Source organism: Acidobacteriota bacterium (assembly GCA_016715115.1).
Classification (GTDB): domain Bacteria; phylum Acidobacteriota; class Blastocatellia; order Pyrinomonadales; family Pyrinomonadaceae; genus JAFDVJ01.
In genome coordinates this window covers 857,027-877,922 of the sequence record JADKBM010000011.1, presented here as the reverse complement: position 1 = coordinate 877,922, position 20,896 = coordinate 857,027, and the positions used below count along the sequence as shown (strand labels likewise).

The 20,896-nt window shown below is 54.7% G+C and carries 13 protein-coding genes and 2 tRNA genes; 8 read left to right on the top strand and 7 right to left on the bottom strand.

Annotated features, from left to right (window positions below; genetic code table 11):
• The first annotated feature begins 3 nt into the window (after positions 1 to 3).
• The 4 genes from IPN69_12475 to IPN69_12460 all read left to right on the top strand — a co-directional run bounded on the left by IPN69_12475 (position 4) and on the right by IPN69_12460 (position 6,597).
• Positions 4 to 1,587 carry an ATP-binding protein gene (locus tag IPN69_12475; GenBank protein MBK8811531.1) on the top strand — a complete coding sequence of 528 codons (1,584 nt, stop codon included), beginning with the start codon at positions 4 to 6 and terminating at the stop codon, positions 1,585 to 1,587.
• A 2-nt stretch (positions 1,588 to 1,589) separates the two neighbouring features.
• The gene (locus tag IPN69_12470; protein MBK8811530.1) at positions 1,590 to 2,426 is read left to right on the top strand and encodes a hypothetical protein; all 837 of its coding nucleotides are present in this window, start codon (positions 1,590 to 1,592) and stop codon (positions 2,424 to 2,426) included.
• Positions 2,427 to 2,488: 62 nt separating this feature from the next.
• Positions 2,489 to 4,087, top strand: a complete 1,599-nt coding sequence (locus IPN69_12465; protein ID MBK8811529.1) for a hypothetical protein — start codon at positions 2,489 to 2,491, stop codon at positions 4,085 to 4,087.
• Positions 4,084 to 6,597 carry a hypothetical protein gene (locus tag IPN69_12460; GenBank protein ID MBK8811528.1) on the top strand — a complete coding sequence of 838 codons (2,514 nt, stop codon included), beginning with the start codon at positions 4,084 to 4,086 and terminating at the stop codon, positions 6,595 to 6,597. The genes IPN69_12465 and IPN69_12460 overlap by 4 nt, the downstream gene beginning before the upstream one ends.
• Before the next feature lie 149 nt (positions 6,598 to 6,746).
• Here the strand turns inward: IPN69_12460 and IPN69_12455 are convergent.
• The 4 genes from IPN69_12455 to IPN69_12440 all read right to left on the bottom strand — a co-directional run bounded on the left by IPN69_12455 (position 6,747) and on the right by IPN69_12440 (position 10,176).
• A tRNA-Cys gene (locus tag IPN69_12455) sits at positions 6,747 to 6,821 on the bottom strand.
• 145 nt (positions 6,822 to 6,966) lie between these two features.
• Positions 6,967 to 7,041, bottom strand: a tRNA-Gly gene (locus IPN69_12450).
• 436 nt (positions 7,042 to 7,477) lie between these two features.
• Entirely contained in the window at positions 7,478 to 9,061 is a 1,584-nt protein-coding gene (locus IPN69_12445; GenBank protein MBK8811527.1) for an ABC transporter substrate-binding protein, read from the bottom strand.
• 17 nt (positions 9,062 to 9,078) lie between these two features.
• A complete protein-coding gene (locus IPN69_12440; protein ID MBK8811526.1) occupies positions 9,079 to 10,176 on the bottom strand; it encodes a hypothetical protein in 1,098 nt (365 codons plus the stop codon).
• A 161-nt stretch (positions 10,177 to 10,337) separates the two neighbouring features.
• On the opposite strand from IPN69_12440, the gene IPN69_12435 reads away from it, so the two are divergent.
• Positions 10,338 to 11,351 (top strand): hypothetical protein, encoded by a 1,014-nt coding sequence (locus IPN69_12435; protein ID MBK8811525.1) that lies wholly within the window; start codon positions 10,338 to 10,340, stop codon positions 11,349 to 11,351.
• On the opposite strand, the gene mutS is transcribed toward IPN69_12435, so the two are convergent.
• Complete coding sequence (gene mutS / locus IPN69_12430; GenBank protein MBK8811524.1) at positions 11,348 to 14,038, bottom strand: DNA mismatch repair protein MutS; 2,691 nt, start codon at positions 14,036 to 14,038, stop codon at positions 11,348 to 11,350. The two genes, IPN69_12435 and mutS, sit on opposite strands and share 4 nt — an antisense overlap.
• A 234-nt stretch (positions 14,039 to 14,272) precedes the next feature.
• Here mutS and IPN69_12425 point away from each other — a divergent pair, with 234 nt between their 5' ends.
• The 3 genes from IPN69_12425 to IPN69_12415 are packed head-to-tail and all read left to right on the top strand — an operon-like array spanning position 14,273 to position 18,660.
• Positions 14,273 to 15,226: a polysaccharide biosynthesis/export family protein gene (locus tag IPN69_12425; protein ID MBK8811523.1), complete on the top strand. Its 954-nt coding sequence runs from the start codon at positions 14,273 to 14,275 to the stop codon at positions 15,224 to 15,226.
• Positions 15,227 to 15,244: 18 nt separating this feature from the next.
• Positions 15,245 to 17,728 (top strand): polysaccharide biosynthesis tyrosine autokinase, encoded by a 2,484-nt coding sequence (locus IPN69_12420; GenBank protein MBK8811522.1) that lies wholly within the window; start codon positions 15,245 to 15,247, stop codon positions 17,726 to 17,728.
• Positions 17,725 to 18,660 carry a glycosyltransferase family 2 protein gene (locus IPN69_12415; GenBank protein ID MBK8811521.1) on the top strand — a complete coding sequence of 312 codons (936 nt, stop codon included), beginning with the start codon at positions 17,725 to 17,727 and terminating at the stop codon, positions 18,658 to 18,660. Before IPN69_12420 ends, IPN69_12415 begins: the two co-directional genes overlap by 4 nt.
• A 353-nt stretch (positions 18,661 to 19,013) precedes the next feature.
• Here the strand turns inward: IPN69_12415 and IPN69_12410 are convergent, their stop codons facing one another.
• Both IPN69_12410 and IPN69_12405 read right to left on the bottom strand, forming a co-directional pair.
• The gene (locus IPN69_12410; GenBank protein ID MBK8811520.1) at positions 19,014 to 19,982 is read right to left on the bottom strand and encodes a GDP-mannose 4,6-dehydratase; all 969 of its coding nucleotides are present in this window, start codon (positions 19,980 to 19,982) and stop codon (positions 19,014 to 19,016) included.
• Positions 19,979 to 20,890 carry an NAD-dependent epimerase/dehydratase family protein gene (locus IPN69_12405; GenBank protein ID MBK8811519.1) on the bottom strand — a complete coding sequence of 304 codons (912 nt, stop codon included), beginning with the start codon at positions 20,888 to 20,890 and terminating at the stop codon, positions 19,979 to 19,981. The genes IPN69_12410 and IPN69_12405 overlap by 4 nt, the downstream gene beginning before the upstream one ends.
• Between the last annotated feature and the right edge of the window lie 6 nt (positions 20,891 to 20,896).

Below are 20,896 nucleotides of genomic sequence, written 5' to 3'. Positions count from 1 at the left end.
CACGTGAGATTTAGAATCCTTGCTTCCGATGACCCCATTCCAGCCGACGTGACCGGCCCGATGGCGTTTCTTCACATTGATCGTTGGAACGATTGGTGGGAGTTCGTCACCCAGTATCATCTAACCGTGGTAGACAATCGCGATGTCGTTCATGCGATTGGTTCGCTGAAGATCGGTGCGGTGGGCTTGAAGGCCGGGAAGAAAGAGGAAGCCCCGCCAACGAGTCCCAATTTGCCAATCACATTTGAATTACTTTCGGAGGAGTTTTTTTCGCTCGGACAACATGAGGACTACTACGATGAGTTGCTCAAACTCGGCGATGAATTACGAGCTGAGATATTGACAGCCCTGCGGGATATCGCATTCGATGACGTCGCTTGGGAAATCGCGAAAAATGAAAGGGTTACTGAAAAGTCGCTTCTGCGTCACATAACCAGAACGACGGTGTTGGGTCAATTCCGGCGAATGTCCCGAGGATATGCGCGGTTAACCCGATACAGCTTTAGCTACACGCCTCCTAAACATGAACTCGACAATGCGGCCGATGTTTTTTTGGATTTTCATGTTGATCCGGAGTCGCCTCTGCCGAGCAATGTACACGTCTTGATCGGCCGTAACGGAGTCGGCAAGACACGTTTCCTCGAGCTGATGGCAAAAGCGGTTGTGGGATTCAAGAGGCAAGCTGAACAATCCGGCAAATTCGAATTCTTACAAAGCAGCGATGAAGAGATTGAGACATTTGCGAACGTCGTCTCTGTTGGGTTCAGCTGGTTTGACGCTCGCCGAAGTCGTCTCGCGGACCGAAAGCCCGACGGGGAGAAAATTGGGTACTCGTTTATCGGGCTTTTGCGGTTTGAGGCGCCTTCTGAGAGTCGTCCGGGTAAGGGTGAAATGAAAGCCCCGGCGGAAGTATCACGGGAATTCACAAAAAGCTTCATGGAATGTCAATGGCCGTCACGCAATCAGATTTGGGGCCGAATACTCAAGACTTTGGAATCTGACCCGATTATTCGTGACGCAGATTTGTGGTTTTGGGCCGGACTCACGCATTCAAGCTCTAACTCAAAGACCGAAGAACTTACGACTCTCTTTAACAGGCTTTCGTCGGGTCACAAGATTGTGCTTCTAACGCTTGTTCGTCTCGTGGAACTGGTTGAGGAACGAACGCTAGTTCTCATCGACGAGCCGGAGTCACATTTGCATCCGCCTTTGTTATCGGCGATGATTCGAGCGATCTCCGAATTGATGATTGCAAAAAACGGCGTCGCGATCGTCGCGACTCACTCGCCGGTTGTCCTACAGGAGGTGCCAAAGAACTGTGTTTGGATTCTAAACAGGTTCGGCAAAAGCGCAAAAGCTGAAAGACCATCGATCGAGACATTCGGAGAGGGCGTCGGAGTCCTAAGTCGTGAGGTCTTCCAACTAGAATTGACCCAAAGCGGGCATCACACGATTCTTCAAGAAAGTGCAAACGAAAATGCGAATTATGATTCGTCGCTTGAAGCGCTCGGCGGTTCGTTGGGGTCTCAGGCACGGGCTGTCCTTCGAGGCCTATTCGTCGCAAAGAACGAATCCGAGGAAATCTAGATATGTGGAAGCTCAACAAACCGGGCCTCACCGCAAAGGAAACGTTTGATCTTTGTGTTTCCGGGATTGCGGAAGACGTGAGGCGGGAGCAGTTTGCGCTTATCAGCGACCATGTTGCTGCCGAAGCCGCGCGATATGATACGAGAGGCCTCGCCGCGGAGTTATTTCAAGAAAACGAACACGCGGATTTCCGCGGCGTTGCTGGAGATGAACTGCGGAGATTGTACACACAATGGATGGTCCCGAAAGATGAACCCGGGCGTGCCGCTTACGATAAAATCCTCAATAATGCGCCCCACAAACGTTGCTTTTTCTGTGGAATCGGATTTGCAGATACCCTAGACCATTACCTGCCAAAGACTAAGTTTCCAGTTTTTTCGGTTATTCCAGATAACCTTGTACCAATGTGCCGGTATTGCCAAGACGCAAAGAGGACCTACTGCCCACTTAGTGCCGATGAACAAGTTGTGCATCCGTATTACGACGATTTTGATCATGAGATCTGGTTGTTTGCGGACGTAATCGAATCGATCCCGGCTTCTTTTCGCTTTTATGCCGACCCGCCTGGTGGTGGCATAAACCGGAATCGTTTGATGATGCACTTCGAGAAACTTAAATTGGGGACGTTGTTTTCGTCGAACGCAGGGAGTGAACTCGCTGAGATCAGGAACCGCTTGGACGATTTGCTGGCGAGTGGTGGTCCGGCGAGCGTTCGAGTTTATCTTAATGAAGAGATAGGTAGCATGACAGTCGACCATCTCAATACGTGGAAAGCCGCCTTGTACAGAGCGACGGTAGCCTCCGATTGGTTTTGCGAGGGTGGATTTTCCCCTAAATGAGTCTCGGTCGAGCGTGTTAGTGAATACGAGGGGTTTCGATTGCACTCAACGGGAGGTGGATTATGGATTTCTCAATACCTGATTGGGTTGAACACGGTGAGAAAACGACCCGGGGACTTGACCTCGTCGGGCTTCGAAATCCGGTCCAGAACATCGTCGTGGAATTGTTGAACGGCGTTACGACGATCACTCCTAGTGTCAGATACCTGTCAATCAGGGCCATGACTGCCCGGGCTTATGTGAAGGCACAGCTTCCTGACAATTCGACTCTCTTTCGTGAGTTCTCCGCCAAACTTGAGGCCGCAGTCGCGATCGGAAATCTTCTCGTGGATCCGAGAATCACCGGTGTCCTTGGATCCACAAAGGCGGCATTAATCATCAGTGAAGCTCCCGCTGAGATCGAGCTTGAGCGGCTAGTGGAGCAACTTGCGATCAACATTTACACGGGCCCATCCGAACAGCTGGATATTTCCTATCTCGACGCGACGGCCGTTCCGGGCCTAACGTCCGAGATTGGGCTTGAACTCGCGGAGGAATTGATCGGACACTGCGCGACGACCGACTTCGGGAAGAGGATTTTGGCAGGAGATGTATCTGGAAGGATTCCATTCGGAGAACTGGGAGAGTTTGGCGAGAAGGTCTACCTCGCGGGATTCGCCGAGGCCGAACGCACGCGACTGATTAACGCAATAATCCCGGTTGCGCCTACGGAAAAGCACAAAACTCGAACACAGACATATTTACTATTGTTGCGGCTGGCCGAGCGCCTGAAGCGACCTCCAACAGAGGATGACGTAATTCGCGCGGCGCTGGACGGTTCAATCGGCCTGCCGGTACTCGAAGAAATTCTCGACGGATGGCTGGCATTCACAGTTCGCGACGCGATCGCCGCCGGTCACGAGTATGTACTGCAAGAAGTCACCCGGGAACTGGAAATCCGCGGACGCGTCCTTTACCCTGCAAACGAACTCATTTCTGCGATTCTTAGCCGAAACGACGAAGTCGCGCAGCCTCTCATTAACCTAAAGATATTTTCGCTAGGAGAATCGGTTCATTCACTGTCGGTCCGAGAGGTCTTTGATCGCGTGATAGCAGCGACCTCTTTAGGAACGTCGGTGCGGTCCGGACTAACGAGGTGGAACGATGGACTGGATGAGTTAGATCTTTTCCGTCAGATTCAAGCAAAACCAACTCGTGCCGGGGCCCTGGCCCTATTACCGATTGTTTGGATGATGGCAATGCGCCGAACCTCCAATGACGACAGAGGCGCGTTCACGGATTTGCTCTCTCGCGGTGGCAAAATGCGATTGAGCGTTGGAGGTTACATTACGCCGACGCTAACGGGCTATTTGGAGAGTGATGCGAGCTTTCTTGTTTTCGCCGCGGAACTTGCAGCAATCACGGTTCGCCAGCACCTACGAATTGCATGGCGTAGATTTGAGCAAGATTCTAGCAAGTTGATCGCTGTGATCAACACTGAATCTGATCGGTGGTCGTTTCGATCTCGGTTTGATGCCGGGCGCGCCTCGTCAAGGATCGCGCAGGCCGTGAGTTGGCTGGAGCAATTGGGTTTGATCGGGCCCGATGGCCTAACTGACCTTGGTGCCGAGCATTCTATGAAGGTGATCGCGAGCCTTGAAAATGAAGGAGAGAACGTATGAACCCGCGAGAGTTCTGTCGTGAAAAAGGCTACCGCTTCACGATTATCCTCACATACGGGCTGGACCTTGCATTCTTTGAATCAGTTGGTTTGAGGGATCTGGAATTTTCCGAGAACGAAGAGATCCTGATAGTCGCAGACGGATTCCAAGTGGAGTCGATGCTGCCGACATGGAGAGATTCCGTCGGTTCAATCGGTAGTCGTTATCGGGTTGCGCCGGCGAATACGCCAGGGATATTTCATCCGAAATGCATAATCAGGATCGGTGTGGAAAGAGCCGCGATTTGGCTAGGTTCGGGAAATCTAACCTTTGGCGGATGGGGAAGCAATCAGGAACTGGCGACCGACGCCACATTTGCGAGCGACTCACAGGAGGCAGGTGAAATTCGGAGTCTACTCTCAGCAGTTTCTTCGCTCATCACGGACTCCGAGAGCCGCGATTTAATCGAACGAGCAAGATCTCATTTTATTGGAGAAGAGGCGCCGGTCGAGTCGGAAAGGATTGCAATAAGTCTTGGCGCAAAGAGTCTTGCTGATCAGGTTGCCACTCGATACGAGGGCCGGAGGTTTGACCGGGCATTGGTTCTGACTGGATCCACCGATGAGCGAGGCGCGATGCTCGAATGGCTCAACTCGACGTTTGGCGTTAGACAGGTGATGGTTACGGTCGATCGGTCAAATTCGAGCTTTTTATCGGAAAAGCTTCGAGTGTTGCCGTTTGCTGTTCGGATATGTTCACAGATCCAAACGAACGGCCCCCTCCACGCGAAGTTCGTCTGGCTAGAGTCGGATGAGGGCAACGTTGCGATCGTCGGGTCCGCCAATTGTTCGGCATCTGGCTGGGTAATCCCTCCGGCTTTTGGTGGGAACGTTGAACTGATCGCTTTCTTTGATGATGCGCAAGCGGATGCTTTCAAGCCCATTATCGAACGGTTCGCACCTGATCATTTGGAGGATTTCGAGTCGGACGGCAGCGAGGCCGCGGAACGATCCGCGATTCCCGCTCGTAGCCCAATCGGACCCGCGACTCTGAATTATGATTCAGTGACAGGGATAGCTGAGATCGAGTTCGCTTGGGCGGATTCGGAGATCGATTCTGTGCTTTTGCGAGCTGGCGAACTGGATTACGAACTATCAGGCAGAGAAGGGAGGTGGATCACAAGTCTTCTTCCTTTCGGTTCTTTTGCCGAGAGTTCATTCGTCGATGTGGTCGTTATGACTGGCGAATCCGAACGGACGCAGACCGTTTGGGTAAATGACATTGTCAAGTTGCGTCGAACCTCCAAGAATCGCTTGATGACGTTCGGATTGCTTCAATTTCATGGCCAAAAACCGAGTTCCGAGCATCAGCGAATGTTGGAGGACATCAACCTAATCAAGGAGACGTTGCTTGAAGGTTCGAATGAATTTCCTGATTTTCGAGTCACGACCTCTGTGATGGATGGACCCGATGCCGCGCATGAGCAAACGAACCCCGACGATTTTGTAAAAAGCATTGAGGAATTGCGGGTGCGCGACCGCTTTGACGTGGGCAGCAGGGGCAGCGTTGGCTCATTTGGACTTACTGGAGTCATAGCAGCGTTCTTTGGGCGATTGAATCCGGAGGAAATCAGCCCCAACGAGGATGAGCAGTTAGACGATTTCGAGACTGAAGAAGTTGCACGTAGACATTGGCAAAACGCCCCGGCAACCCCCGCCGATCGGCCCAACGAACGGAACCGCATGCGCTTCACAAAATCGTTGAGCGGTTTTCTTGACAAACTTGCGGACTCGGAGTGGCTGGACGGGTGTACCGCCCGTCAGCTTCAAAATGCAATCGCATTTCCATTTGTCGCCGCCAAACTCGGCTTCGAAGGTGGATGGATTGAAGCCTCAGAAGCCGTCGTGTTGTTGAGGCGCACTTTCGACATCGCGTTCTTGCGGAAATATGGTCATGGCTCGAAGGGTGCGATTGAGTTGGTTCGGAAGAGATTCGATAGGGAAGGCAACGTCGAAGTCTTCGATCGAGTAATCGGCGACGGCACACTCTGGTCGGTTTTTTTGGTTGTCGTCGGTCGAATGAATTGGTCCGGGAGTAACTCGGAGTTTCTTCGGAAACTCGCAATGCGAACCATTTATTCGAATGCTAACCTCTTCCGGACTGCGAACTCCGGACGCGTCAGCGGATTGATCGGCACAATGGCGCCCGACGAGATAAAGGTCCTGCTTGAGGAATCCCGGGAGGTTGAAAAACAGTTTTCGGAAATGGACCGAATCCTCATTGAAGACGCCGAGCAGGTGAAAGCGAATCAGAGAAGCTCCCGCCTAAGGTTCGAAAAGGACGACCTACTGTGGATAAATGGTAATTGGGCCGAAGTCCTGGAGCCTGCGGATTGCGGCGAGAATACGATCGTCTATCACCACTCCAAGGGCGAGGTCATAAATGTCTCCACGAGCCATCTGATCAATGTCTCGGCGCTGTACCGATCACCCGAGAACCCGCTGCCGGCGAACAACCTGGGAATTGGGTAGTCCGCTCGGCTTCCGCGATATTCAGTCTGCTACTGCCAGTTCGTTCGGAATGCTCGGTAAGTCGAGTTGAAATGCAAACACTCCCCACAAATCTCCCCACAATCCAATTGTCAGGTGTTTCTCGGAAGTCTGTAAGTTGTTGAAAAGATTGGAGGCGGCGATCGGAATCGAACCGATGAATAAAGGTTTTGCAGACCTCTGCCTTACCACTTGGCTACGCCGCCCGGGCGATTTTGGATTGGGGATTTTGGATTTTGGGTTGCTCCCAGAATGGAAAAAGAACTTTCAAGCATTCAAATCGGTCCCCGATTGGAAAAGAACTTTTCAAGCAATTGAAGCGACGCCGTTGAGAGCGTCGCTTCGAAAGTTTGGAGCGGGAGACGAGACTTGAACTCGCGACTTCGACCTTGGCAAGGTCGCGCTCTACCACTGAGCTACTCCCGCTTACGCAAATTATGATTTTAGCGAAGGAGATTTATTTGTCAAGCAAACCACTTGCAAATTGCGATTTGCGATTGCGGAGGAGATTACATCGATTCCAGGATTGCAGTTACCCATTGGACTTTGGGATACCTGGAATCTCCGGAATTCAACATTCGCAAATCGGGAGCTTTGAAAAACCGACATAAAGGAAACAATTCGCGTTTTCTCCACGGATGAACGCAGATTGGGGGGATGGGGCGAATTTGTTTCACTCAGTGGCGACAGAAGTTTCACTCAGTAACGACAGAAGAGGATTTCAAGCAACGCTCAGTTCGAAGTATCCTCCCCATCCGATCTATCTGTGTTCATCTGTGGCAGAAACGGCGCGCGAATCGGCGTTGAATTGGTTTTTCAAAGCTCCCAAATCGAAAATCGCAAATCGCAAATCGCAAATCTCTCAAAGCCCGACAGTGATGTCCTTGACGAAACTCCAGTCGCCGCTGGCGTTGATCTTGATGTTGCCGATCTTCTTGCTCGCGATGACGGTGCTTGACGGATACCAGAGCGGAAGGAGCGGAACGTCGTTGCTGATGATCTCTTGCGCCCGGAGGTAGAGTTGCTTCGCCTTTTCCTTGTCGACCGTGTTGACCGCTTCCTCGATGATCTTGTCGAATTCGGGATTTGAATAGCGCGCCCGGTTGCGGCCGTTGTCCTTGCGGTCGGGGAACTCGGTCGACGCGAAAAGATCGCGGAAAAAGATCGGGTCCTGATTGCCGCCGATCCAGATCGCGGTGTTGATCTCGAACTGGCCGCTTTTCAAACTCTCGACCAAGGTCTGCAGTTCGAGAGTTTCGAGTTCGACGTTGAAACCGACCTCGCGGAGCGAATTCTGGACGATCTGCGAGTATTGGTTGACCGCCGAGTTTCCGGCGACGTATTTGAACTTGAACGCCTCGCCCTTGTATCCGGCGTCCTGAAGGAGCTTTTTCGCTTTCGCCGGATCGTACGTGTATTTCGTTCCGGTCGAATACGCCCACGACTCCTCGGGCAGAATCGAGTGCGCGAGTTTCGCCTGGCCGTTGAAAAGTTCCTTGATGATCTTTTCGCGGTCGATCGCGTAGGCGACCGCCTGACGTATGCGAACATCGTTGAAAGGCGTCCGCTGGGTATTGAATCCGATGTATTGGACGTTAGAGCCGTTCGCGCGCTCGACCTTGAGCAGCGGCGATTCGCTGAGGATCTTGAGCGAGTCGGGTGAGAGATTGGTCGGGTTTGGCGCGATATCGACGCCGCCGCTGAGCAGTTCGTTCTGAAGCGCGCTGGCGTCGGGGATGGTCTTGACGACGAGTCTCGGAATCTTTGGCGCGCCTTCCCAGTAATCGGCGTAGCCTTCAAGCCGGACGATGTTGTTGACCGAGTCGAAATTGACGAACTTGAACGGACCGCTGCCGAGCGGCGACGTCTTCTGGGTTTCGCCGGTTCCTTCGGGAATGATCGGGATGGTCACCAGGTTCGACAGCGTCTGATTTATCAACGCGGGACGCGAAACCTTGAAAACAATGGTCTTAGGGTCGGGAGTCTCGATCGAGGTGAAATGCGAAACCGTCTTCGTCGCCTTTTTTTCGGGATCCGAATCGTCCGGGACCTTTTCAAAGAAACTGCCGCGCTTCGACCCGGTGGAGGCGAACATCGTGTCGAAACTGTATTTGACGTCGCCCGAGGTCAATGTCTTGCCGTTGTGAAATTTGATGCCGTCGCGGAGCGTGTAGGTGATCGTCAGATTGTCGTCGCCGATCTTGTATTCACCGATCTCGCCGACGTACTCGAACTTTTCGTTCTTGCGTATAAGCGAATTGAAAATCAGCGTCCGGACCCGGTCGTCGGCGGCGGTCGTTGCGCCGCCTGTGAGCGTGTCGAGACTGCCAAATTTCTCCGAAAGCGCGATCGTGACGGCGTTTCCGCTACGATTGCGGCAGCCGATCGCCGTGGCGGTCAGAACGATCGCCATTAATAAAAAGATGAATCGCACCGTAATGCGCATTATGTTCGTCCTCCAATTTACTGTCGCTCCTTAAGCGACCTGATTTGTCCGGAAAGTACGGCGATCCGCGCCGCGTCAAAGTCCGGCGGCGGCTCGATGAATTTCTTCAGGGCCGCAATTCGTACCAGCGATCTGTCAATTCGTTCTTCGGCGATCTCGCCGTCGCGTACGGCCGAGACGATCGCTCCAAAAGCCTCGCGGATCCGTTTACTATCGTTGCAGACGGCGAGCATATCCCCGCCGGCGTGAAGCGCCATCTTCGAAGCATCGCCGATGCCGTAATTCTTCAGAATCGCGCCCATCTCAAGATCATCGGTGATGACCACTCCTTCAAAACCCATTTCAGCGCGCAAAAGTTTTGTGACGAAGTTGAAGCTCAGTGAAGATGGTAAAAGTTTGCCATCCGGACCGCGTTCCTGCAAGTCGGCCAAAGGGAAGGCGGCGTGCGCGATCATCACCGCGCGAACGTCTCCCGACGCAAATCGCGTCCGATAAGGGTAAAGATCGGTCTCGCTCAGTTCTTCGAACGTTAAGTTGACCTGCGGAAGATCTTCGTGCGAATCGATCTCCGTCGCGCCGAGTCCGGGAAAGTGCTTGACGCAACCGGTCACGTGTCCGCGCTGAAGTTCGTTCAGGTATGCGCCCGCGAATTCCGAGGTGTCTTCCTTCGAGTTGCCGAATGTCCGCGAGAAGAGCCCGTTGGAGAATTGTCCGCGTTCGGTCGTGATAACGTCGACGACCGGAGCGAAATTCATATTGAATCCGAGGATCCGGACGAGTTCCGCGGTGATTCGTGCAAGTTCGGACGCATCGCCGGGCGTCCGCAGGGAGCCGGCGGCGGGCATCGGTTCGGCGACGCGGCGGAGGCGGTCAACGAGTCCGCCTTCCTGGTCGAGGCTCAGGAGCGGTTCGACCGGGAGAAACTCACGGACGGAGTCGAGCAGCCGCCGTGTGTCCGATGCGTCCCGGATGTTGCGCGAGAAGAGGCAGACTCCGCCTGGCGAGACATATTCAAGGATGTCTCGAGTCGCGTCGTCAAACTCCGGCCCCGGAATTCCGATAAAGAACAGTTGTCCGATTTTCTTCTCAAGCGGCAGAGAAAGGATTGTTTCCATGTGCTCGAAAAATTGTAGCAAAAGTTAAAGCATTTTATAAAGTGTCTGCGCGGCGACACTTAAAGCAAAGCGTGAATCGTCCCGAAATATTTGATTTCGCGCCCGGATTCGGGTCAGAATGTCGGCAGGATCTCCGAAAAAGTTAAAGTGGGTTGTGAACAGTGAGAATTGTACCGATCATCATCGTTTTGTTGTCCATCGTTGCCGGCGTTTCGGCGCAAACAGTCTGCATTGGATCAAACGCTCTCAGCGAACCGAGATGCGCCGGTGATGAACTCTCGCCGGAAGAGCGCGAGTTGATCCGTTTGATCAACGATTACCGGGCACAGAACCAACTCGCGGCGATACCTGCGTCGGACGCATTGACTCACGTCGCGAACCGGCATTTGATCGATATCGCGGAGAATCTCGGCGTCCTGACGCATTCGTGGAGCGACTGCGCCTACGATGTCAAGGATGAATCGACGTGGCCATGCATCTTCAAGTCGCCGGTTCGGCTCAAGACCAACTACAAGGGCGACGGTTTTGAAAACCTGTATCGCAGCGAGAATAGTCCGGCGACGCCGTTGGCGGCGCTCGAAGCGTGGAAGAAGAGTCCGCATCACAACGGGTTGATCCTCAATCTCGGGGTCTGGCGGTCGTCCCGGTTCGATGCGCTCGGGGTTTCGATACGCGGCGGTTGGGCGTCGATCTGGTTCGGATCGCCGGCGGGCGGCGGCGTGGACCTCGGCCGGGAGATCAAGGGGCTCGGCGTGACCTACGACAAACTGGTCAACGGTTTGACCGGGATCTTGAACATCGGCAAGGAATCGTCCGTCGGTGAATCGGACAAATGGGTCGGGGTTTCCGCGGACAAGTCTCTGAGAATGGAGATCTACGGTCGCGAATCCGATATTTCGGAAACGTCGATCGGGATCACCGCCCGCCTCAATGCGCGTTCTCAGTTGAGTCCCGCGAGCCGCGCGGCGATCCTGACGTTTTTGAAGAACATCAGCCCGAATTGGATCGGCCGCGAGAAGTGGTTCAACGATTCCTTCGGCAAAGCGCTCAAGAACGCGCGCGTGCCGCAGCGTGTGAATGTCGAGAACAAAACGTTCGAATTGAAGATCGGGGCAGACCGTGGGCTCTCGATCACGGTCAAGCCGAATCGAGGCGTGCAGCCGATCGAACTTTAGATGACGCGCTTCTTCATTCCGGCGAGGATTTCTTTCGCTTCCTTCGCGGTGATGCCGTCGACGTCGATCTCGCGAAGTTCATCGATCAGAGTTTCGTTCGAGATCGCAAACAGCGAGACCTGCGCGGCCGACCTCTTGGCTGCGGCGCGCCCCGAGGCGCCCGACTCGGCAGCAGCTTCAGCGCGGCCTTCACGAAACACCGCAAGTTCATATTTTTCAAGCTTTTCGAGGACGCTCTTCGCGCGTTCGATGACTTTTTGCGGCAGCCCCGCAAGTTTCGCAACGGCGATCCCGTAGGATTTGGAGGCTTTGCCCTTCTGGAGTTTGTGAAGAAAGACAACGTCTCCGTCCCTTTCGCTTGCGGTCACCTGGAAATTCCTCGCTCCCGGCAGACTCTCCGCAAGTTCAGTGAGCTCGTGATAATGCGTCGCGAAGAGCGTCTTCGCCGAATGGTCCGGCGAATTATGCAGGAACTCGGCGACCGCCCAGGCGATCGAAAGTCCGTCGAAGGTCGATGTTCCGCGCCCGATCTCGTCGAGCAGGATCAGGCTTCGGGGCGTCGCGTTATGGAGGATCGTCGCCGTTTCGGTCATCTCGACCATAAACGTCGAGCGACCGCTCGAAAGATCGTCGGATGCGCCGACACGCGTCCAGACTCGGTCGATGATCGGCAGACGCGCGTTCTTCGCCGGGACGAACGAACCGATTTGCGCCAGAATCTGGATGATCGCGATCTGCCTCAGAAGCGTTGACTTTCCGCCCATATTCGGACCGGTTATGATCAACAGACGATCCGTCGAGCTATTGAGATAGATATCGTTTGGAATGAACGTCTCCGAAAGGAAAGCCTCGACGATCGGATGGCGCCCGTCCTTGATCGCGATCTCGTCGCCGTCGTGAAGCATCGGAGCGGTATAGTTTCGACGCACGGCGGTCTCCGCCAACGACGAAACGGCGTCGAGCGCGGCCAGCGCGCGGGCCGTCGCCTGGAGTTTCGGAGTCTCTTCGCGAACCTGCGCGCGGACGGTCTGGAAGATTTCGGTCTCGAGCCGGACTATCTTCTCGTCGGCCCCGAGGACCTTTTGTTCCCATTCCTTGAGCTGCGGCGTGGTGTAACGTTCCGCGTTTGCGACCGTCTGCCGGCGCTCGTAATCTGCCGGAACGCGCGCCAGGTTTCCTTTCGAAACCTCTATGAAATAGCCGAAAACGCCGTTGAACTTTATCTTGAGGTTGGAGATCCCGGTCCGAACGCGTTCGCCATCTTCGAATTCGGCGATTACTTGTTTTCCGGAACGGCTCAGACGGCGAAGTTCGTCGAGTTCGGCGCTGTAACCGTCGCGGATCAATCCCCCGTCGTTCAAGTTGAGCGGCGGCTCGTCGGCGATCGCCCGATCGATCAGTGACGCAATGTCAGGGAGTTCGTGGATACTCTCGGAAAGGACACGGAGCATCAAGGATTCAGCGTCCGACAATGCCGACCGAATTCGCGGAGCCTGCGAAAGTGATCGATTGAGCGCGATCAGATCGCGGGCGGTCGCCGTGCCGAGATTCAGACGTCCGACGAGCCGTTCGAGATCCGCAACCTCCTTCAGCAGAAAACGAACCTGGTCGCGAAGGAACGAATTGCCCAGTTCGCTGACGGCCGCGAGCCTCGATTCGATCTCCTGCCTTTTGATCGACGGCCGGAGTAGCCACGAACGCAGAAGCCGCGCGCCCATTCCGGTGACGGTTTCGTCGATGACCGCGAAGAGCGTCCGTTTGCCGCTCTCGCCGCGTGATTCGACGAGTTCGAGATTTCGGACCGTGACGGCGTCGAGCACCATATGATCGTGGGTCTCGACAAACCGTATCTCGGAAATATGTTCGGCTGCCGCACGCTGCGTATCCCGGGCGTATCGGAGACACGCGCCGGCGGCCCGCGTCGCTTCTGCGTTGTCTTTAAGACCGAACGAGTTAAGCTCCCGAACCTTAAGTTGTGCTTTAAGTAATTCCGCGGCGTCCGCCGGATGAAACTGCCAGTCGTCGAGACCGGTCAGCGTCGCGGAAAAACGCGACCCGCCGGTTGAGAGCGTCCGTCCGTCGTCCGCCGCGCCGGCTAACAGCGTCGAACGCGCGTTTCCGAATGTCGATTCGACCAGGGTGCGCAGACTCTCCGGAAAAAGTATCTCGCGGGGCGCAAAACTCTCGATCTCGGCGCAAGCCTTCGCCCAGGAGTTTCCCCCGCGGTGCTCGGTCGCGAGAAACTCGCCGGTCGACAACTCGAGAAAAGCCAGTCCGAATGTGTCGCCCGACCCGGCAACCGCCGCCAGATAGACCGATTCCTTTGCTTCCAAAAGTTGCGGATCGATCGCCGTTCCGGGCGTGATGACGCGGACAACCTCGCGTTTTACGAGCTTTACGCCTTTTCCGGCCTCTTCGGTCTGGTCGCAGATCGCGACCCGATAGCCTTTGCGTACGAGTCGCGCGATGTAGGTCGCGGCGGCGTGATGCGGAACGCCGCACATCGGGATCGGATTCGGCGAATCCTTCTGCCGCGCCGTCAGTGTTATTTCGAGTTCACGTGAACCGGTTACGGCGTCTTCGTTGAACATCTCGTAAAAATCTCCGAGGCGGAACAGAAGGATGGTTCCGGGATGCTGTTTCTTGATCTCGAGATACTGCCGGTACATCGGCGTCGCGTTTTGCATGATGGCGTTTGAGTTCAAAAGTTTAACTTAATTCGAGGGCAAAATTAAGCGGTCTGATCCGGCGATTGTTCATTAATTACTGAATTTGCTAAAATGTTGGTTCTTAAGTTACTTTAGAGGTTATTTTTGGTTAATGTCCGCCGGCTCGGAAAACGCAACAAACCATTCAAATACCGCGAGAATCAAAAGGTTCGTCGGAAAATCCTTGTGAAAAATAAGTTGGGAGAAGATTTTATGAACGCGTTACGATTTATTTTTTCGGTTTCGCTTGCGGTTTTGTCGGTCTCGACGTTCGTTTCGGCGCAGGGCGCGATCCCCGGGGCCGGAACGCGTGACGACCGCTACCGGATCGGATATCAGGACGTGCTCGACGTCACGGTCTTCAAGCATTCGGAGCTGAATACGCGGGTTTCGATCAATCCCGACGGAACCATCATCCTGCCGCGGGCGACGAAACCGATCGACGCCTATTGCAAGACCGAACGCGAACTGAAGGCGATCATCGAAGAGGATTACCGGAGTTTTCTGAAGAATCCTTATGTCAATGTCGTCGTCGCGGAACAGCGTTCGCAGTCGTTCGGCGTTATGGGCGCGGTCGAAAAACCGGGGAATTTCTTCGTCAGCCGCCGAATTCCTTTGCTCGAACTGCTGTCCTTCGCGGGCGGACCGAACAAAGAGGCGGGTTCGCGGCTGCTCGTCGCACGGCTCGGAAGTTCCGCGGCGTGCCGTCTGAGTATGGACGCGGTCGCGACGCCCGAACAGTTCGCGCTGATGAATTTCAAGATCCGCGACGTTCAGGAAGGCAAGCGCAATATGGTGATGCAGCCCGGCGACGTCGTCTCGGTCCTTGAGGCCGACTCGATCTTTGTCTACGGAAACGTCAACAAGCAGGGCGAGGTAAAGGTCAAGGAGCCGCGTACTTTGCGCCAGATCATCGCCTCCGCCGAGGGCTTCGCGCCGTCGTCACAGAAGGACAAGATCCGGGTTTTCCGGCAGAAACCCGACAGTTTGGATTGGGAAGAGGCTGTTTACAACATCAAGGAAATTGAAAAAGGGAAGATCGCCGATCCGTTCCTAATGCCGGGAGACATCGTTGCAGTTTCCGAAGACAAGTTTGCGGCGATCGTCAAAAAGGTCACCGACGGCGTGACCGGCGGATTCAGCAACCTCCCGATCCTGATCCGATAAGTGCCGTCATACGAATCTATGAAAGAGAGTCGCGAGATCATTAAAAAGCAAGCCCCCGAGCGAACGGAAATCGAACGTCCCTACAATGTCGAGATGCCGTCGCAGCCGGGCGGTTACGGCGGGTATCGCGAGTTGTACGCCCAAGAGGGAATGCAGCTCATCGATTACTGGCGGGCGATCCGCAAGCGACTCTGGCTGGTGATCGGTATCACGGTGCTGATAACGACCCTGACCGCGATCTATATGGCGCGGCGCCCGAACATCTATCAGGCGACCGCAACGGTCCAGGTCGATCTTGAGCAAACGAATCCGGATCTCGTGACCAGCGAACGCCGCGTCAGCGTGACCAACCCGGATCCGGCGTACTTCAACACCCAGCTCCAGCTGCTGACGAGCGAGACGCTGCTTCGACGCGCGGTCAAGGAATTGAACCTCGACGGCAACAAGGAGTTTCAGGCGGCAAAGGCCGAAGAATCGACCTCGGCGTGGCGCTCATTCCTCAAAACCATAGGGCTCGCGAGCGACACCAAGAAAAAGGATGAAAAGACGCTGGGCGATGCCGCCGGAGGTTCTTCGGCGACCGGAGAAGAAATCGCCGAAGCGATCCGGCTGGCGCCGTTCATCGACGTTATCCGCAAGAACCTGACGGTCGAGCCGGTGCGGGAATCCCGCCAAACGGTGAAGGAAACGCGTCTGATAAATGTTTCGTTCCGTCACTCGAATTCGGATCTGGCCGCAAATGTCGTCAATGGAATCGCCAGTGTTTTCTCCAAGCAAAATCAGGAAAGACGTTCCGGAACCAGCAAAAAGACGAGCGATTTCCTCGACGACCGGATCGCGGACCTGCAAACCCAGATCAAGAGCGACGAGGTGAAACTTGTCGAACTCAAGCGCACGTCCGGGATCATCGATCTTGACGAGCGTTCGACGATCGTTCTCCAGCGCCTCGAAGGACTGAACAAACAGCTTCTCGATTCGGAGAATCTCCGCAAGAATGCCGAGGCCCAGTACAACGCCGTTCGGAATTCGCCCGATCAACTGAATTCTCTGGCTGAAGCCGAGGTGATCCGGTACACGACCGAGCGCGAGAACGATATCCGGACAATCCGCAACCGGACGATGGAAATGGTTACGCAGCTACGGGCGGAAAAGGAAAAGCTGCTCGTCGAATACCGCGATTCGGCGCCGGAAGTTCAAGAGATCGACAAGAAGATCGAGACCCTGAACAACGGACTCAAGGAAGCGCAGGACAAGAACGAAAAGGACCTCAAGGACTTTCGGACGCGCGCTTCGCAGACGATCCTCGACAATCTGCGCACGAAATACGTACAGTCGAAAGGCCAGGAGGACAAGATCCGCGCCGCTTTCAGCGAACAATACAATCAGGCACAGTCGCAGAACGGCGCGGCGATCAATATCAGGCTTTTGGAGCAGAACCTCGAGACCAACAAAGGTTTTCTCAAGGATCTCAACCAGCAGCAGAGTTCTAACATCATCGTTTCGCAAGGGTCCGATAACAATATCAGCATCGCGGAGATCGCGATCCCGCCCGAAGTTCCGATCGCGCCGCGGCGCTTGATGACGGTGCTCGCGGCGTTGGTCCTGTCGACTCTGTTCGGCGCCGGACTCGCGTTGTTCCTCGAATACCTCGACGATACGATCCATTCGACAGAGGAAGTCGAAAGCCTTCTGCAACTGCCGGCTCTGGCCGCGATCCCGACGATCGATTCGATGCCGAAGCGGCGATTGCTGCTCGTTGGGGCAAATGGAGAGGAGCAGGAACCGAAAGGGAGCACCGAATTGCTGATCAATAACGATCCGCGTTCGTCCCTGGCGGAAGCGTACAGGCAACTCAGGACCTCGATCCTGCTTTCGACCGCCGGGCACGCACCCAAATCGCTGCTCGTTACCTCGAGCCTTCCGGCCGAAGGAAAAACGACGACCGCCGTCAACACCGCGATCAGCCTCGCGCAGACCGGCGCGAAAGTGCTCGTGATCGACGCCGATATGCGCCGGCCGCGCCTGCACAGCGTTTTCGGGATCAGCAACGCGCAGGGCTTGAGTACCATTCTCTCAAGCGAAATGACGCCTGCGGAAATCGTCGAAACGGTTCAGTATGACGACGACGCGAAACTCCACTTGTTGCCGTCGGGACCGATCCCGCCGAATCCGGCGGAACTGATCGGTTCTGAGCAGATGACCAATTTTCTGAAGGTGATGCAGGATAATTTCACACATGTCGTCGTCGATTCGCCGCCGATCGCTTCGTTCACGGACGGCGTTTTGATCGCGTCGATGGTCGACGGCGTGATTCTCGTCGTCCATTCGGGAAAGAGTTCCCGCCAGGTTGTCCGTCGCGCCCGCCAGTTTCTTCAGGATGTCGGTGCGAAGGTCTTGGGCGTAGTGCTCAACAACGTCAATCTGCGATCTCAGAACGACTACTATTACTATCAAACGTATTACCACCAAGATTATTATCGTCACGATGACGAAGGGCAATGATCACGGAAGAAAAGCTGACGCGGGTTGAAATCGTCACGCCGGTCCATAACCGGCGTGACATTACTTTGCAGTGTCTGAGAAGCCTTTCGAGGGTGAATAAGGACGGGCTCTCCGTGCACGTGGTCATCGTCGATGACGGGTCGACGGACGGCACTTCTGAAGCGATCCGGGCATCATATCCAGAGGTCGAGATAGTTTCCGGCGACGGAAACCTGTGGTTCACCGCAGGAACGAATCGCGGGATAGAGGCGGCGCTCAAACACGATCCGGATTTCATTCTGACGATCAACGACGACGAGGTTTTCGACGCGGAATTCCTTCAGCGGATGATCGCGACCGCGCGCCGGAATTCGCGTTCGATCGTCGGCGCGCTGCTCTTGCTTTGGGACGAACCCCACAGAATCTTCCAGGTCGCGCCGCGTTGGGAGACGTTCTCCGGCGGATTTCGGCATTGGGTCAAGCAGACGGTCTGGACGGTGCCGGCCAAACCCTGGGAAGTGGAACTGATCGTCGGCAACTGCGTTCTCTTTCCGGTCGCGGCGATTCGCGAGAACGGCCTGATGAACGAAAAGCGGTTTCCCCATTTCGGCGATGCCGAGTACACGCCGAGGATGCGCCGCAACGGCTGGAAGCTATTGGTCGACCCGTCCGCACGCGTTTTTTGCCAACCCAACAATCTCCCGCCGCGGGTTCGGAAGATGGGCGCGAAAAAGCTCTTTCGGACGCTTTTCATCGATCTCGGCAACACACACAGTCTTCGCCGGAGGTTTCTCGCCAACTGGTACGGCGCGCCGAACCGATTCGAAGCGCTGCTCGCCTTTCCGGTCTTTTTCATTCGCTGGGCGATCGGAAAGAACATCGAAGGAAGCTACGCTGAAACGGTTCCTGAGCCGCCTCTCTTCGAAACATATGCCGACCGCGTCGTTGGCTGACCCTGAGAGAGGAGTCTGTCTGAAAAGTCCGTATTCCTGAAAGTCGCAAAAGGGGACAAAATGTGCGGCAAGGCGAAAGAAACGACCGCCGCCCTTTGTTGAACAACGCGTCATTATGATGCTGCAAGGGTCCAATAATCAACGGCTTACCTTCGCCCCCTTAACGGGGTCGGCGTCCCGTCTGACTATAAACCCGGGGTTACGCTTCGCTCACCCCGGGCAATTCTCTGATTCGCTTTCAGCGAATTTTTCCACTTTTCAGCCTCGATCTTGGCGGACTTTGCGCGAAGAACAGGCTTTTGCATCCAGTCGCGTGATTTGGCGGCAAATCTGACCTAACGCTTAATCTCGGTTTACTTTAGTTCCTCGACCCAATAATCGACCATTTCGTCGAGCATCGTCTCGAATGTGTACTCGGGTTGCCAACCGGTTCTGTTCCGGAGCTTGGTCGAATCGCCTTTGAGATTATGAAGCTCCTCGGGTCTCAAGTACCGCTGATTCACAAAAACGCGCTCTTTCCAGTCGAGGTTAAGCCTTCCGAAAACATATTCGACAAGATCCTGGACGCTTTTTGAGATTCCCGTTGCACAAACGAAATCGTCAGGCGAGTCGAGCTGCAGGATCTGCCACATCGCTTTGACGTAATCCTTCGCGTGCCCCCAATCTCTCGTCGCCTGAAGATTTCCGAGTTCGAGCCGTTCGGTCTGACCGTAAAAGATCCGGACCGCTTCCTTGCAGACCTTGTTCGTGACGAAGTTCGTGCCTCGCCTGGGGCTTTCGTGATTGAAGAGGATGCCGTTGGAAACAAAGAGCTTGTAGGCGTTCCGGTAGTTTCGCGCGAGGTGGTAGGAGAAGACCTTTGCGCAGCCGTACGGGGAAACCGGGTTCATCGGCGTCTTCTCGCGCTGGTAACCGTCGGAGTCGATCGAATTCCCGAACATCTCCGAGGACGACGCCTGATAAACGCGAATGTCGGGTTTCATCAGCCGAACTGCTTCGAGCACGTTGACTGTGCTCAGTCCGGTCGCATTTGCCGTGTAGATCGGCTGGTCGAAAGAAATCCGTACGTGCGACTGCGCCGCAAGATGATAGAGTTCATCGGGCTGGATCTCCTTGATGACATAGATCAGGGAAGAGAGATCGGTGATGTCCGCGTAATAGAGATTTATCCGGTCGCGGATATGTTCGATCCGCGTCGTTTGGGTTTCGGCGACCGAGTTTCGTTTCAGTATTCCGTGAACTTCGTATCCCTTTTCGAGCAAAAACTCCGCGAGGTAACTCCCGTCCTGGCCATTGATTCCTGTGATCAGGGTCTTTTTCATATAATGTTGTTCGCTTTGTAGTAGTCGTAAACCTTTTTGATACCGACGGTTAAATCGGTAAATATAAAGTGAGGCATGAATGATTTCATCCGCGAGTTCGAAACGTCTTTGCGAAACTGACCATCGGGTGATGTTTGGTCGAATTCGAGCCTCAGATCGGACTTGCCGCACGCCTCAAGGGCGATCTCGGCGATCTCGCGAATGCTTCGGTTTTCATCAACCGCCACATTAAAGGATTCGTATAAATCGCTCTCAATACAATGTTTAATGGTTCGGGCAAGATCGCCGCCGTACATAAACTGCCGGAGCGGGGTGCCCGTTCCGAGCAGCTTGACCACTGCACTTCCTTCACGTTCTGCCTTAATAATCTTTCCCAAAAGCGCTGTTAAATAATGACTTCGTTGTTCATCCACTTTGTCATATTCACCGTACAGATTGCAGGGGATCAAATAATTGTATTTCAAGCCATACTGCTTGGCGTAGGCGTCGATCTGCACCGCCATCGCGCGTTTGGCGATCGCATACGGGAAATTCGTTCGCTGGGGTTCGCCCTTGTGCAGGTCCGCTTCGAGCAAAGGGTAAGTCGGGTAAACGTCGGGATAGATGCAGGTCGACAATACGGCGGTCAGTCTCGGGACGTCGTTCAGCCGCGCATACTTGAGCAAAAGCGTATTCATCAAAAGGTTCTGCTCGATGAACTCGGCGGGGAAGTTGATGTTTTCGATGATCCCGCCGACGCGTGCGGCAAGATGCACGATGTGGTCCCAGCCGTCGCCGCACAGTCTCTTAACGTCCGCTTCGGAGCGAAGATCGCAGTCCGACGAAGAAATATAAGTTGCGTCCGGCAGGATATCTCTGAGATGGCGGCCGACAAGGCCCGATCCGCCGGTCACGAGGATCTTTTTCATACTGTC

Coding starts and splice junctions, on each gene's coding strand:
- IPN69_12440 (MBK8811526.1), bottom strand. CDS start 10,176: ATGGAAACAATCCTTTCTCTGCCGCTTGAGAAGAAAATCGGACAACTG.
- IPN69_12405 (MBK8811519.1), bottom strand. CDS start 20,890: ATGAAAAAGATCCTCGTGACCGGCGGATCGGGCCTTGTCGGCCGCCAT.
- IPN69_12470 (MBK8811530.1), top strand. CDS start 1,590: ATGTGGAAGCTCAACAAACCGGGCCTCACCGCAAAGGAAACGTTTGAT.
- mutS (MBK8811524.1), bottom strand. CDS start 14,038: ATGCAAAACGCGACGCCGATGTACCGGCAGTATCTCGAGATCAAGAAA.
- IPN69_12420 (MBK8811522.1), top strand. CDS start 15,245: ATGAAAGAGAGTCGCGAGATCATTAAAAAGCAAGCCCCCGAGCGAACG.
- IPN69_12415 (MBK8811521.1), top strand. CDS start 17,725: ATGATCACGGAAGAAAAGCTGACGCGGGTTGAAATCGTCACGCCGGTC.
- IPN69_12410 (MBK8811520.1), bottom strand. CDS start 19,982: ATGAAAAAGACCCTGATCACAGGAATCAATGGCCAGGACGGGAGTTAC.
- IPN69_12465 (MBK8811529.1), top strand. CDS start 2,489: ATGGATTTCTCAATACCTGATTGGGTTGAACACGGTGAGAAAACGACC.
- IPN69_12445 (MBK8811527.1), bottom strand. CDS start 9,061: ATGCGCATTACGGTGCGATTCATCTTTTTATTAATGGCGATCGTTCTG.
- IPN69_12460 (MBK8811528.1), top strand. CDS start 4,084: ATGAACCCGCGAGAGTTCTGTCGTGAAAAAGGCTACCGCTTCACGATT.
- IPN69_12425 (MBK8811523.1), top strand. CDS start 14,273: ATGAACGCGTTACGATTTATTTTTTCGGTTTCGCTTGCGGTTTTGTCG.